Origin of the sequence: Bacillus sp. Bvel1 (genome assembly GCF_014872755.1) — a bacterium.
GTDB lineage: Bacteria > Bacillota > Bacilli > Bacillales > Bacillaceae > Bacillus > Bacillus velezensis.
Genome location: NZ_JAAOBZ010000002.1, coordinates 41,562 through 55,088, shown reverse-complemented (window position 1 = coordinate 55,088; position 13,527 = coordinate 41,562). Strand labels below are relative to the sequence as shown.

At 46.4% G+C, this 13,527-nt stretch carries 14 protein-coding genes; all 14 read right to left on the bottom strand.

The window, feature by feature from the left end; genetic code table 11:
- Window positions 1–311: 311 nt before the first annotated feature.
- Window positions 312–1,811 carry a lysine--tRNA ligase gene (lysS, locus tag HAP68_RS00425; protein ID WP_014416740.1) on the bottom strand — a complete coding sequence of 500 codons (1,500 nt, stop codon included), beginning with the start codon at window positions 1,809–1,811 and terminating at the stop codon, window positions 312–314.
- 89 nt (window positions 1,812–1,900) lie between these two features.
- Window positions 1,901–2,902 carry a tRNA dihydrouridine synthase DusB gene (gene dusB / locus HAP68_RS00420; protein ID WP_014304210.1) on the bottom strand — a complete coding sequence of 334 codons (1,002 nt, stop codon included), beginning with the start codon at window positions 2,900–2,902 and terminating at the stop codon, window positions 1,901–1,903.
- A gap of 21 nt (window positions 2,903–2,923) precedes the next feature.
- Window positions 2,924–3,133, bottom strand: coding sequence for a helix-turn-helix domain-containing protein (locus HAP68_RS00415; RefSeq protein WP_003150668.1), 210 nt, complete (start codon window positions 3,131–3,133; stop codon window positions 2,924–2,926).
- Complete coding sequence (gene folK / locus HAP68_RS00410) at window positions 3,085–3,588, bottom strand: 2-amino-4-hydroxy-6-hydroxymethyldihydropteridine diphosphokinase (RefSeq protein ID WP_024084799.1); 504 nt, start codon at window positions 3,586–3,588, stop codon at window positions 3,085–3,087. Before folK ends, HAP68_RS00415 begins: the two co-directional genes overlap by 49 nt.
- Window positions 3,585–3,947 carry a dihydroneopterin aldolase gene (gene folB / locus HAP68_RS00405; RefSeq protein WP_003150671.1) on the bottom strand — a complete coding sequence of 121 codons (363 nt, stop codon included), beginning with the start codon at window positions 3,945–3,947 and terminating at the stop codon, window positions 3,585–3,587. Before folB ends, folK begins: the two co-directional genes overlap by 4 nt.
- Window positions 3,940–4,797 (bottom strand): dihydropteroate synthase, encoded by an 858-nt coding sequence (gene folP / locus HAP68_RS00400; RefSeq protein ID WP_003150672.1) that lies wholly within the window; start codon window positions 4,795–4,797, stop codon window positions 3,940–3,942. Before folP ends, folB begins: the two co-directional genes overlap by 8 nt.
- Window positions 4,778–5,662 carry an aminodeoxychorismate lyase gene (gene pabC / locus HAP68_RS00395; protein WP_041482348.1) on the bottom strand — a complete coding sequence of 295 codons (885 nt, stop codon included), beginning with the start codon at window positions 5,660–5,662 and terminating at the stop codon, window positions 4,778–4,780. The genes folP and pabC overlap by 20 nt, the downstream gene beginning before the upstream one ends.
- Window positions 5,659–6,246 (bottom strand): aminodeoxychorismate/anthranilate synthase component II, encoded by a 588-nt coding sequence (pabA, locus tag HAP68_RS00390; protein ID WP_003150674.1) that lies wholly within the window; start codon window positions 6,244–6,246, stop codon window positions 5,659–5,661. Before pabA ends, pabC begins: the two co-directional genes overlap by 4 nt.
- 6 nt (window positions 6,247–6,252) lie before the next feature.
- Window positions 6,253–7,674 (bottom strand): aminodeoxychorismate synthase, component I, encoded by a 1,422-nt coding sequence (gene pabB, locus HAP68_RS00385; RefSeq protein WP_024084798.1) that lies wholly within the window; start codon window positions 7,672–7,674, stop codon window positions 6,253–6,255.
- Between the two features lie 167 nt (window positions 7,675–7,841).
- Complete coding sequence (gene cysK / locus HAP68_RS00380; protein ID WP_004264603.1) at window positions 7,842–8,768, bottom strand: cysteine synthase A; 927 nt, start codon at window positions 8,766–8,768, stop codon at window positions 7,842–7,844.
- Between the two features lie 75 nt (window positions 8,769–8,843).
- Complete coding sequence (locus tag HAP68_RS00375) at window positions 8,844–9,734, bottom strand: peptidyl-prolyl cis-trans isomerase (protein ID WP_015388785.1); 891 nt, start codon at window positions 9,732–9,734, stop codon at window positions 8,844–8,846.
- Window positions 9,735–9,779: 45 nt separating this feature from the next.
- A complete protein-coding gene (gene hslO / locus HAP68_RS00370; RefSeq protein ID WP_014304205.1) occupies window positions 9,780–10,655 on the bottom strand; it encodes an Hsp33 family molecular chaperone HslO in 876 nt (291 codons plus the stop codon).
- A 10-nt stretch (window positions 10,656–10,665) separates the two neighbouring features.
- On the bottom strand, window positions 10,666–11,442 hold the full coding sequence (locus tag HAP68_RS00365) for a type III pantothenate kinase (protein ID WP_014304204.1): 777 nt from the start codon (window positions 11,440–11,442) through the stop codon (window positions 10,666–10,668).
- A 148-nt stretch (window positions 11,443–11,590) separates the two neighbouring features.
- Entirely contained in the window at window positions 11,591–13,510 is a 1,920-nt protein-coding gene (ftsH, locus tag HAP68_RS00360) for an ATP-dependent zinc metalloprotease FtsH (protein ID WP_004264608.1), read from the bottom strand.
- Window positions 13,511–13,527: the final 17 nt, after the last annotated feature.

Sequence of the window (13,527 nt, the reverse complement as noted above, 5' to 3'; positions counted from 1 at the left end):
CGCACATCGCTGTGCGATTTATTTAAAACTTTGAATTAACAGGTACGTTTTGTCTTGTTTAGTTTTCAAAGATCATTTTGTCTTTCGTTCAAGCGACTTTATTATTATATCTTATCAATCTCTTGAAGTCAACAACTTTTTAAATTTCTTTTTTTCGTCAGCGCCTTGTTTAGCGGCAACGAATAATAATATACCACCTCACAAATAATAGTGCAATAGTTTTTTTAAAGAAAATCAAAAAGTTTTACGAGCGGCTTGTTTCTAAAAAAGCGCCGTACTGCGATAAGCAGAAAACGGCGCCTTCCCTTTTATTAGCGTTGTCTCATTTGAGGGAATAATAAAACGTCTCTGATAGACGGAGCATTTGTTAACAGCATGACAAGGCGGTCGATACCGATACCCAATCCCCCGGTCGGCGGCATGCCGTATTCAAGAGCTTCAACGAAGTCTTCATCCATCATATGCGCTTCATCGTTTCCTTCTTCTCTTTCTTTTAATTGCGCTTCAAAGCGTTCCCTCTGGTCAATAGGGTCATTCAGCTCCGTAAACGCATTAGCGTGCTCACGGCCGACGATAAACAGCTCAAAACGGTCTGTAAAGCGAGGGTCCTCCGGATTTTTCTTAGCAAGAGGAGAAATCTCTACAGGGTGGCCGTAAATAAATGTAGGCTGAATGAGTGTTTCTTCAATTTTTTGTTCGAAGAATTCATTGATGATATGACCCACCGTCATAGAGTTTGTGATCTCGATACCATGCTCTTTTGCATGACCGCGCGCTTCTTCAACAGTCATCTCATTCCAGAAATCTACGCCTGTCGCTTCTTTGACCGCATCTACCATGTGGAGTCGTTTCCACTCAGGTTTCAGATCAATCTGCTCTTCGCCGTACTGGATTGTGGTGCTTCCAAGCACTTCCTGCGCAATATGTGCTACGAGGTTTTCCGTAAGACTCATAATATCTTTATAATCGGCGTACGCTTCATACAGCTCGATCATCGTGAATTCAGGATTGTGGCGTGTAGAAACACCTTCGTTACGGAACACGCGGCCGATTTCGTAGACTTTTTCCAATCCGCCGACAATCAGGCGTTTCAGGTGCAGTTCAATCGCAATACGCATATAAAGAGGCATGTCGAGCGCGTTATGGTGCGTGATGAACGGGCGTGCAGACGCTCCTCCCGGTATGCTGTGCATCGTAGGTGTTTCAACTTCTAAGTATCCATGGTCATCTAAGTATCTTCTCATCGCTTGGATGATTTTGCTGCGTGTGATAAACGTTTGTTTGCTGTCAGGGTTTACGATGAGATCGAGATAGCGCTGGCGGTAACGCTGTTCAACATCTTTTAACCCATGATATTTATCAGGAAGAGGACGCAGTGCTTTTGTCAGCAGTTCAAAAGATGTCGCTTTGACAGAAAGCTCGCCTACGTTTGTTTTGAAAACTTTCCCGGTGATGCCGATAACGTCTCCGAGGTCTGAAGATTTAAAGATTTCATATTGTTCTTCGCCGACACTGTCTTTTCTAACGTAAATTTGAATTTGACCTTCTAAGTCCTGCAGATGCGCAAAGCCGGCTTTCCCTTTTCCGCGCTTTGTCATCATACGGCCTGCAATGGTCACTTCGATCGCTTTTTCTTCCAGTTCTTCTTTAGAAAGCTCCTGGTAGGCGTCAATGATTTGTTGAGATTGATGCGTTCTCTCGAAACGTTCGCCGAAAGGGTCAATGCCGTTTTCTCTCAGCTGGTTCATTTTATCTCGTCTGACTTGCAGCTGGTCGTTCAATTCCTCATGATTTTGCTCTTCTTGACTCATTGGTATCACTCCGTTACATTTTGATTTCACGAAAAAGCAGAAAAACTGCCAGCGGTAAGCTGGCAGTGAGCAGCAATAGAGGGTGTATATTAACCTACTTTTGCATCTTGAAGCTCTTTTGCCTCTGCTTCGGCGGTAAATGCATCTAAAAGCTGCACAAATTCTTCACGCGTCTCACATTGGTTAATTTCATTGCGTACATTCGCATTGCCTCTGACACCTTTCAGATACCAGGCAGCGTGTTTTCTCATTTCTCTGACTGCCACATTTTCGCCTTTTAACTTAATCAGGCGGTCTAAGTGCAGTTTGCATACCGACATTTTTTCACGGACTTTCGGCTCGTCTTTTAACTCACCGGTTTCAAGGTACTGCACCGTACGGTAAATCATCCACGGGTTGCCGAGTGCGGCCCGGCCGATCATGACGCCGTCAACTCCTGTTTCCTCAAGCATGCGTTTCGCGTCCTGAGGCGTTTTGACATCACCGTTTCCGATGACGGGAATGGAGACGGATTGCTTCACTTCTTTAATGATATCCCAGTTCGCAGTGCCTTCATACATTTGCACTCTTGTGCGGCCGTGAAGGGCAACGGCTTTTCCGCCGGCACGTTCAACGGCTTGGGCGTTTTTCACCGCATAAATGTGATCTTCATCCCAACCCATTCTCATCTTCACTGTAACCGGCTTATCAACAGCATCTACTACTGCGGATACCATTTCATAAATCTTATCAGGATCGAGAAGCCATTTGGCGCCCGCATCACATTTTGTAATCTTTGGTACGGGACATCCCATGTTAATATCAATAATATCAGCAGTCGTGTTTTGATCTACAAACTTCGCCGCTTCCACAAGGGTTTCCTTTTTTCCTCCAAAAATCTGAAGGCTGAGCGGTTTTTCACGTTCATCAATGTAAAGCATCCCCATTGTTCTTGCGTTGTTGTAAAGGATCGCTTTGTCACTGACCATTTCAGCGCATACCAATCCGGCTCCGAATTCCTTTACAGTCAATCTGAACGCTGAGTTGCAGACACCGGCCATAGGGGCAAGCACAACCCGGTTTTTCAATTGAATATCACCGATTTTAAACATTTTTCCCCTCCTTTCATTTGTCTATTTTTCAGGCGGGGCCAATTCGTCCGCACTTATATTTAAAACATCTGCCGCATCTTGAATGATGGCATCTGACGGCAATCGGTTTCCGCGTTCAATTTCACCGACAATAGAAACTGATATACCTAATGCTTTTGCAAATCCTTCTTGAGTATAACCTTTCAGCTTTCTGAATGCACGAATTCGCCTACCCCAGATTTCTGCTTCCATACTCTTACACCTTCTTGGTTTGTTTCAGCGCTTATCGTGATATGATCCGCCTGCGGACATATTTCTTTTAACGGCGCAAGGACAAATAAGCGCTCATACATTCTCGGATGCGGAACAATCAGCCGCTCTGTTTCAATATTTTCACGATTATACAGCAAAATGTCAAGGTCTGCCGTCCGCGGTCCCCAGCGAATCTCTCTCGTTCTGCCTAATTCAGCTTCAATGGACTGTGTTACATCTAGAAGTTCAAAAGGAGATAACGACGTTTTCACTTCAACCGCCATATTGAGAAACTGATCCTGATCCTCATAACCGACGGGATCTGTTTCATATATAGAGGATATCTTTGACACCGTCACGCCATCATGCCGGGTGAGCATGGCCACTGCCTGGCGCAAATAATGTTCACGGTCGCCCATATTGGAACCGAGGCCGATATATGCCGTATTGTTCATGATTTCTTTCTCGTCATTTCTATGGCTACTGATTTATAATGGCCGGGAATCGGCGGGTCAGGCTTAACAACCTTTACCGTACATTGCTGCACCGGCTCAAATTTCTCAAGGACGGTGTCTGCGATCCGTTCCGCAAGGGTCTCGACCAAATTAACGGGCTCGCCCTCAACGATGCCGCGGCAGACACTGTACAATTCCGCATAGTTAATGGTATAAGAAAGGTCATCCGTTTTTCCCGCTTTGCTCAAATCCAGTTCGGCAGTCAGGTCTACTTTGAAGCGCTGGCCGAGTTTGTTTTCTTCCTCGAACACGCCGTGATATCCGTAAAACTCCATACCTTCCACATATACTTTATCCATAATGCGCGCCTCCTTTGTTCAGCATAGCATCCATCATCTTAGTCATTCTTGCGATCTCTTTGACATCGTGCACCCTCACAATGTCGCAGCCTTTTTGGACGCCAAGGCATACTGTCGCTCCCGTTCCCTCGGCACGTTCTTCAGGGGGAAGGTCAAGCACACGGCCGATGAACCTTTTTCTCGATGTCGCCAGGAGCAGCGGATACCCTAACCCGCTGAACACCTCCAGCTTGTTCATGACAGCCAGATTGTCCTCATAGTTTTTCGCAAAGCCGATCCCCGGATCCAGAATCATGTTTTCATCTGTGACGCCGGCTTCTGCGGCAATTTTTACGCTTTCCATCAAGTCTGCAAGCATATCAGGAATAAGATCGTTATAGTTTCTTTCCATACGATTATGCATTAAGATAATCGGAACTCCGTGTGCGGCGGCTACTGACGCCATGTCAGGGTCACCTTTCGCCCCCCAGATGTCATTAAGGATAGAGGCTCCCGCTTTGACCGCTTCGTCTGCCACGGACGCTTTGTACGTATCGATTGAAAGCGGAATGTCCAGCTCGCTTGTAATCCGTTCTATGACGGGGATGACTCGTGACATTTCCTCATCAGCCGAAACGAGTGATGCGCCGGGCCTTGTCGATTCGCCGCCGATATCTATGATATGCGCCCCTTCTTCAGCCATCTTCGCCGCATGCAGAAGCGCCCTTTCCGTACTGTCGTATTTGCCGCCGTCAGAGAAGGAGTCTGGCGTTACATTTAATATCCCCATAACGAGCGTCTTCTCTTTATAGGACAGAGCGCCTTTTTTTGTATGAATCAGTTTAGGCTGTTCAATTGTTTGCTGCGCCATTTTGTTCCTCCTCCTGTACATTCATTTTGTTTATTTCCTGCCGATACTGCTTACGGAGCAATTGCACCGTTTTCCCGCTCATTCCGGGCAGCGGCACTTCCTCTATTTTAGAAAACGGGATGATTTCAAGCACGGAGTTTGTCAACCATGCTTCATCCGCTTCAAGCATTGATTGAAAACGGAATCGGCCTTCGGTGACTTCTGTCCCCTGCTGTTTCAATTCATCAATGACAAACTGTCTTGTTACACCGTCGAGAATTCCCGTATCCAAAGATGGCGTAAAGACCTTGTCTCCTTTTCGCCAAAACACGTTGGAGACAATGCCTTCCGCGACATCTCCTTCTCCGGTCAGGAAAATCCCTTCAAGATTGGGATCATTCCCGATCTCCCGTTTAGCGTACATGTTGTTTAAATAGTGATGGGATTTTAACCGGAAAGATCCTTCAGGCGTATTTCTCCGGACAGAGAGAAGCCTGCCTTCTTTTTGAATAGGCAGAGTTTCCGGATTGAGCCGGTTGACGAAACAAAGAACGGTCGGCTTTTCATAAGTCTGCGCGGCAAATCCCTTATCGCTGACGCCTGCCGAGATGTTAAGCCGGACACGCGCGCTGCCGTCCTTTATGTCATTGAGAAGCAACAGTCTCCGAAGCATATCAAGCAGCTCCTGTTTGTTCACCTCATATGCAATCTGCAGATCCCGAAGCGCCCTGTTGAGTCTGGCGACATGCGCATCCGGCAGAAACGGCCGGCCGCTGTAAAGCCTGAACGTTTCGAACGCGCCGATCCCGTACAGATAACCATGGTCAAAAGGAGAAAGCGCCGCTTCTTTCTCCTCTATATATTGACCATTCAAATATATAATCACACCGATACTTCCTTTTTGCGGTGTGTCTCTATAAAGTTTCTGAGCATTTCTTTGCCGAAGGAGGTCATGATGGATTCCGGATGGAACTGAACACCTTCAACAGGCAGCTCATTATGGCGGATTGCCATAATTTCTCCTTCTTTGGTTTGAGCGGATACCGTAAAACAATCCGGCAGCGTGTCCGCTTTGACAATAAGTGAATGGTACCGGGTGGCGACCAGCGGATTTTGCAGGCCGTTAAAAATCGTCTGGCCGTCATGCATAACTTCTGACGTTTTGCCGTGCATGAGCCGCTCTGCTCTGACGACATCGCCGCCGAATACTTGCGCAATCGACTGATGCCCGAGACATACGCCGAAAATAGGAATACTGCCGGCAAAATGTTTGATGGCTTCGAGGCTGATCCCCGCTTCATCAGGACTGCACGGCCCGGGAGAAATCATTAAGAAGTCCGGACCCAGCTCTTCAATCTGCTCAATCGTAATCTCGTCATTCCGTCTGACGATCAGTTCCTCCCCGAGCTCACCCAAATATTGAACCAAGTTGTACGTAAATGAATCATAATTGTCAATCATTAAAATCATCTCTGCTCACCTCGTCTGATTTTTTGTCTCTTCTTCGCTCAGCTCTAACGCCTTTTTCATCGCAAAAGCTTTTTTGAACGATTCCTTGTATTCATGCTTCGGAACCGAATCAATAACCACTCCTGCTCCGGACTGCATAAAAGCATGTCCGCCGGCTGCATAGATCGTCCGGATCACAATGTTAAACTGCAAATCTCCGTTGAATCCGAACCAGCCTATAGATCCAGTATAAAGCCCCCGTCTTGTCGGCTCAAGCTCTTCTATAATTTCCATCGTTCTCACTTTGGGCGCTCCCGTGATGGTGCCCCCCGGGAACACCGCATGAATAATGTCTGTCGCGTCATATCCGTCCTGCAGCTCTCCCTGTACGTTTGACACGATATGCATGACGTGGGAATACTTTTCGATCGCCATAAACTCGTTAACCCGCACGGAGCCGTAGCGCGATACGCGTCCGAGGTCATTACGCTCAAGATCAACAAGCATGACGTGTTCCGCACGTTCTTTTTCGTTGTGAATTAATTCATCAGCCAAAGCCTTGTCTTCAGCATCGTCTTTTCCTCTTGAACGCGTACCCGCGATCGGTCTCGTTTCAAGCTTCTTCCCCTTCTTTGTCACCAATAGCTCCGGCGACCCGCATATCACTTGAAACCCTGGTGTCTCGAGATAGGCCATGTAAGGAGACGGATTGACGTTTCGCAAGTGTTTATACACCTCATACGGATGAACGGATAAAGACTGAGACTGCCTGATGGACAAATTAACCTGGAACACATCGCCGCTCGCGATATATTGTTTAATTTGTTCTACAGCCTGTGAAAATCCTTCCTCGGTGAACGGAGCGGCGTACGATCCGTCCCCATTCCGATTCAGCGGTGAAAAAGGCTCGTCCGCCGTTTGGAGGGAACACCACATGTCCTCTAAGCCGGACAGCTTTTCTTCCGCAAGATCCGCTTCTTCCGCTTCAGTATGGGTAATGAGCCATAACGCCTCTTCCTCATGGTCATAAACGGCCACATCATCAAAAACAAGAAAGTAAATATCAGGTGTTTCCAGATCATCTAACGACAGCATCTTAAAATTCTCAATATATCGGGCATAGTCGTAACTGATAAAACCAATCGCACCGCCTTGAAAGTCCGGAAACTCAACGTTTGTTTCCGTTCCGAGCGTTCCAAACCATTCATGAAAGGCCCGCAGCGGGTCACCTTCTTTAAACAGTGTTTCTCCCTCATGCTTGATCGTTGTAATTCCGTCTTTCCCTCTGACGGACGCAATCGGATCTAGACCGGCTATACTGAATCTTCCCCCTCTCGCGCTTTCGAGCAGAACATGCCGTTTTCTCGATTTCGAAAGGTTTTCATATCGCTGTAAAAATGCTTGTTTCGTAAAAGGTATTTTTCTTCCTGCCGGTCTGCGTTGTGCCATCATATCAATCCTCTGCTTCGTTTTACTGTAGTTTTATTTTAAAGCAATCACACTGGTGAAAAAAGTGAATTTCACTTCCAACCATAAAATTCGAAACGTTTTTTGGATTTTCGATACTTCAGGCACAAAAAAACTCCCGGATACAGCCGGGAGCCGTGTGTATGTCTCTATTCAAACTGATAAAGCGGTGTGCTTAAGTAACGTTCTCCGTTACTAGGGATGATCGCAAGCACTTTCTTGCCTTTCCCGAGTTTTTTCGCGATTTCCAGTGCCGCGTAAATGGCCGCTCCGGAAGAAATACCGCCGAGAATCCCTTCTTCTTTTGCCGTTTTACGGGCATATTCAAATGCATCCTCGTTTTTGACGGGAATGATTTGATCATAGATGTCCGTATTCAATGTTTCAGGGACAAATCCCGCTCCGATACCCTGAATTTTATGCGGACCCGGTTTTCCGCCGGAAAGAACTGGAGAATCCGCCGGCTCTACCGCATAGATTTTGATGGATGGATATGCTTCTTTCAGCACTTCGCCCGCTCCCGTGATGGTTCCGCCGGTACCGATTCCGGCCACGAACGCATCAAGCTGGTCGTCACCAAACTGTTCTACGATTTCTTTCCCCGTCGTTTGGCGGTGAATTTCCGGGTTTGCCGCATTGTTGAATTGCTGAGGCACAAAGTATCCGTGTTCCTCCGCAAGTTCTTCCGCCTTTTTAATGGCGCCCTTCATTCCTTCTGCGCCGGGAGTCAGCACAAGCTCCGCTCCGTATGCGCGCAGCAGATTGCGTCGTTCCATACTCATTGTATCAGGCATAACGAGAATGGCTCTGAGACCTTTAGCCGCTGCCACCATCGCAAGACCGATTCCTGTATTTCCGCTTGTCGGTTCAATGATTGTGTCGCCGGCTTTTAATTTTCCTTCTTTTTCAGCCGCTTCAATCATCGCCGCTCCGATACGGTCTTTTACGCTGCTGCCCGGATTCATGTATTCAAGCTTCAGATATACATCTGCACTGTTTTCATCCGTCAGGCGATTCAATTTCACAATAGGAGTATTTCCGATTAGTTCAGTAATAGAATTTGCAATACGCACCATGTTGGACACCTCAATTTCCGACTAAATTTATTGGTATTATAAATATAAGTTATCAATTTCAAAATTTTTTGTCAATCATTTAGTTCTTTTTTCCCCGTAGAACCAAGAGACCCCCGCCTCTTTCCACAGCGTTTTGACTGTCGCCTTGTCACCTAATTGATCCATCGCGATCTGGCGTCTGATTTGACTCTTCACTTCATTGTATGAGAAAGTTCTCGCTTTAAGCTTTTCTTTCAGCTGAATGACGGCATATCCTGAAGAAACTTTAATCGGTTCAGCGGACCATTCATCTTCTTTGAGATTTTTAGCTTCTGTGATATATGCCTGCGGGATATTTTCCTGGTTTTCTGTCACAAAGCCGAGGTCTCCGCCATACTGAGACGTGTATCTGTCCGTGGAACGCTCAGCGGCGACGGCTTCAAAGCTGGAACCGCCTTTCAAATCAGCAAGCACCCTGTCCGCCTCTTCCTTATTTTTGACGACAATGTGCCTGATTCTGTAGGAATCATCGAAATGGTACAGTTCTTTATTTTTATTATAAAATGATTGCATTTCCTTATCCGATATATCGATGTCCTTCGTCAGCAGTTCTTCAAGAAGAATGTTGTAGCGGATCTGGTCTCTCCATTCTTTTTCGGTAATATGGCTGTCTTCATAAAATGAATTATTCACCGCTTTGATTAAAAGAAATTCACGTTCCAATTCGGTGTTTGAAACTGTGAGTTTATTCTTTTTCGCAAGTTCTTCCACTACTTGTGCATTAATCATATCCTCCAGAGTTGATTTTCCGTACTCGTCTTCCATCTTTTTCATCCAGTCCTGCCGTGTGATATGTTTATCACCGATTGTCGCGATGGATTCTTCAGATGACCCCGCGGCTTGGGATTTTGTTAACTTATACGCCACTGCTACACTGCATACCAACAGCGCCGCTACAATAATCGTCAAAAGTGTTCTCGATTTCAAAATCTACCCCATCCCTTTTACAAAATAGAACAACCCGCTAAAGAGCTAGCGGGTTGTTTCGTCACGAAGCTCTTCCAGTTCTTCTTTTGTAAATAAATATTTCTCATTACAAAAATGGCAAACCGCTTCGGCTTTTCCGTCTTCTTCTATCATATCTTGTATTTCTTTTTTGCCTAGTCCTAAAATGGCCGTTTCGAATCGATCTTTTGAACAAGAACAGTGAAATTTGACCGGCATTGTTTCGAGAACGTCCGGTTTTTGACCCAGAACTTCTTCTAAGATTTCTTCCGGTGTCAGGCCTTTTTGAATCAATTTTGAAATCGGTTCGATTTGAGATAATTGCTTTTCAATTGTTGAAATGGTTTCTTCATCAGTCCCCGGAAGAAGCTGAATGATGAACCCGCCCGCAGCGAGAATCGTGTTATCAGGATTTACTAGAACACCTACCCCGACAGATGAAGGGACTTGTTCAGAAGAAACAAGGTAATACGTGAAGTCATCACCGAGTTCACCCGAGACAATCTCTACTTGCCCCGTAAAATAATCACGCAAGCCCAAATCTTTTACGACACTGAGTGTTCCGTCAGTTCCGACCGCCCGTCTGACATCCAGTTTCCCTTGTTCATTGAGGTCAAAATGAACGTGCGGATTTGATACGTATGCTCTTACCTCACCCTTTGCGTTCGCATCTGCGACAATGGCTCCGATCGGGCCGCCGCCTTCTATTTTGACTGTCAGCTTATCTTCACCCTTAAGCATCGCTCCGAGTATCAGAGACGCTGTCATCGTCCGGCCGATTGCGGCTGATGCCGTCGGCCACGTGTCATGCCTTCTTTGCGCTTCATTTACCATATCTGTCGTTCTGGCTGCATAAGCCCGCACTTTACCGTCATATGCAATTGCTTTAATTAAATAATCCATCGTTTACCTCCTATATGTGACCCACGCGATTTCGCTCATAAATGATTTCCAGCCCTTTTAAAGTAAGAAACGGGTCAACAATATCAATACAGTCTGATTCGTTTGCGATTAATGACGCAAGCCCCCCTGTCGCAATGACTTTCGGTTCTTGTTTGGCCTGCCATTTCATCCGCTTTACAATGCCTTCAACTTGTCCGACATAGCCGAAAAGGATGCCGGACTGCATGGCGCTTACCGTGTTTTTGCCGATGATATTGTCCGGTCGGGCGATTTCAATTCTCGGAAGCTTGGCCGCGCGTGAGTACAGCGCTTCCGTTGAAATTGTAATGCCGGGAGCAATCGCACCGCCCATGTATTGTTTGTTTTCATCAATGTAGCAATACGTCGTCGCCGTTCCGAAATCAACAACAATTAAGGGGCCGCCATACTGCTGGATCGCCGCAACGGCATTGACGATCCTGTCAGCTCCCACTTCTTTCGGATTGTCATATTTTATATTTAAACCTGTTTTCATTCCCGGGCCGACAACCTGCGGCTCGATGTGAAAGTATTTTGTGCACATTCTTTCTAAAGAGAACATAATCGGCGGCACTACGGATGAGATGATAATCCCTTCAATCTGTTCAAACATCAGTCCGGAATGTTCAAATAAGGAGCGGAGCAGCATGCCGAATTCGTCTTCTGTTTTGTGTCTGCTCGTTTCTATGCGCCAATGATATTCTAATTCCCCATCATGATATACACCAATCACGGTGTTGGTGTTCCCCACATCTATAACCAGTAACAACCTCTATCACCACTTTTGAATAGTTTCTAATCATAACATTTTCAACATTCTACAATACCATACACGATCTGCGGCTCTTTTGTAAACAAAACGGAACCAGTAAAAAAACCGCCGGTATACGCCGGCGGTTTTCATATCAGAAAGCGAACTATTCTTTCGGCTCGTCTTTCTTTTCGTCTTCTGTTTTAGACAGGATGTTTACTTTCACATCGTCTTTTTGAAGATGGTCATCTGAGAAATTGCGCTCAGGGAGTTTACCGTGATCCACGAGATGCTTGATTTGTTCCGCATCTAATGTTTCCACATCAAGCAATGTCTGAGCAATCAATTCAAGCTTATCGCGATTTTCAGTCAGGATGGTTTTCGCACGCTCATAACATTCTTTAATGATGCGCTGAATTTCCTGATCGATTTCGTAAGCGATCTGATCACTGTAGTTTTGCTCGTTGTTGAAATCCCGGCCCAGGAATACTTGACCGCCTTGAGATTGACCGAACTGAAGCGGTCCAAGTTTTTCTGACATACCGAACTCTGTCACCATTCTTCTGGCAATGTTCGTTGCCCGCTGGAAGTCATTGTGAGCCCCCGTGCTGACTTCGCCGAAGATAATTTCCTCGGCAACACGTCCGCCCAGAAGACCGACAATTTTATCGAGAAGTTCAGGTTTTGTCTGGAAGTAACGGTCTTCTCTCGGAAGCATGACTGCGTATCCGCCCGCCTGCCCCCTCGGAACAATCGTTACTTTATGAACCATATCGGCTTCATCCAGCACAAGTCCGATAACAGTGTGACCGCCCTCGTGGTACGCCACGATATTGCGTTCTTTTTTCGAGATGACGCGGCTCTTCTTCGCAGGACCCGCAATGACACGGTCCGTTGCTTCATCAATGTCGCGCATATCAATTTTCTTCTTGTTTTGACGGGCAGCAACGAGCGCCGCTTCGTTAAGAAGGTTTTCTAAATCTGCGCCTGAGAAACCGGGTGTTCTTGAAGCGATTGCTTTTAAGTTCACCGTCTCATCAAGCGGTTTGTTTCTCGCATGCACCTGCAATACGGCTTCACGGCCGATGACATCCGGACGGTCTACTGTAATCTGACGGTCAAAACGTCCCGGACGGAGCAATGCAGGGTCAAGAATGTCCGCACGGTTTGTCGCAGCGATAATAATGATTCCTTCATTCGCACTGAAACCGTCCATCTCAACAAGCAGCTGGTTCAGCGTCTGTTCGCGTTCATCATGCCCGCCGCCAAGACCGGCGCCGCGCTGACGTCCTACCGCGTCGATCTCATCAATGAAGATCAGGCAAGGCGCATTCTTTTTCGCATTTTCGAATAAATCACGCACACGGGAAGCACCGACACCGACAAACATTTCAACGAAATCAGATCCGCTGATGCTGAAGAAAGGAACGCCAGCTTCACCGGCTGAGGCTCTCGCAAGCAATGTCTTACCGGTTCCCGGAGGTCCGACAAGCAGCACGCCTTTAGGGATCCTGGCGCCAAGCTCGGCGAATTTGCGGGGATCTTTCAGAAACTCAACAACCTCAACGAGCTCCTGCTTCTCCTCATCCGCGCCGGCTACATCTTTAAACTTCACGCGTTTCTTTTCTTCCGTATACAGCTTCGCTTTGCTCTTTCCGAAGTTCATGACACGGCTGCCGCCGCCCTGAGCCTGATTGAGCAGGAAGAAAAACAGAATAAAGATGATGACAAACGGAATGATCGTCGTTAAGAACGTCACCCACCCGCTTGTTTCCTGTGCGGGATCAACTTTTACGTCCGTCTTTTTAATTGCGTCAAATATCTGGTCTGCTCCTTTTCCTTCAGGAACATGTGTTAAAAAGTACTGGTCTTTATCGTATTTTTTCAGCTGTCCTTTTACCTCATAAACACCTCTGACAGGCTGAACCGATACGCTATCAACTTTCCCTTCATCGAGGTTCTTGATAAACGTACTGTACGACATATTTTCTGTTTTCGGGTTTGAGGTCTGGAAGTAACTCACAACCCCGATTACTACTAATAAAATAAGTAAATAAAAAATGGTATTACGGAAGACCCGATTCATTCCTTACCTCCTCCCAC

Bases quoted from the DNA above. Each gene is read 5' to 3' on its own strand.
- hslO (WP_014304205.1), bottom strand. From the start codon at position 10,655: ATGGATTATTTAATTAAAGCAATTGCATATGACGGTAAAGTGCGGGCT.
- dusB (WP_014304210.1), bottom strand. From the start codon at position 2,902: ATGTTTAAAATCGGTGATATTCAATTGAAAAACCGGGTTGTGCTTGCC.
- folK (WP_024084799.1), bottom strand. From the start codon at position 3,588: ATGAACAATACGGCATATATCGGCCTCGGTTCCAATATGGGCGACCGT.
- folP (WP_003150672.1), bottom strand. From the start codon at position 4,797: ATGGCGCAGCAAACAATTGAACAGCCTAAACTGATTCATACAAAAAAA.
- lysS (WP_014416740.1), bottom strand. From the start codon at position 1,811: ATGAGTCAAGAAGAGCAAAATCATGAGGAATTGAACGACCAGCTGCAA.
- HAP68_RS00415 (WP_003150668.1), bottom strand. From the start codon at position 3,133: ATGGAAGCAGAAATCTGGGGTAGGCGAATTCGTGCATTCAGAAAGCTG.
- folB (WP_003150671.1), bottom strand. From the start codon at position 3,947: ATGGATAAAGTATATGTGGAAGGTATGGAGTTTTACGGATATCACGGC.
- ftsH (WP_004264608.1), bottom strand. From the start codon at position 13,510: ATGAATCGGGTCTTCCGTAATACCATTTTTTATTTACTTATTTTATTA.
- pabB (WP_024084798.1), bottom strand. From the start codon at position 7,674: ATGGCACAACGCAGACCGGCAGGAAGAAAAATACCTTTTACGAAACAA.
- cysK (WP_004264603.1), bottom strand. From the start codon at position 8,768: ATGGTGCGTATTGCAAATTCTATTACTGAACTAATCGGAAATACTCCT.
- pabA (WP_003150674.1), bottom strand. From the start codon at position 6,246: ATGATTTTAATGATTGACAATTATGATTCATTTACGTACAACTTGGTT.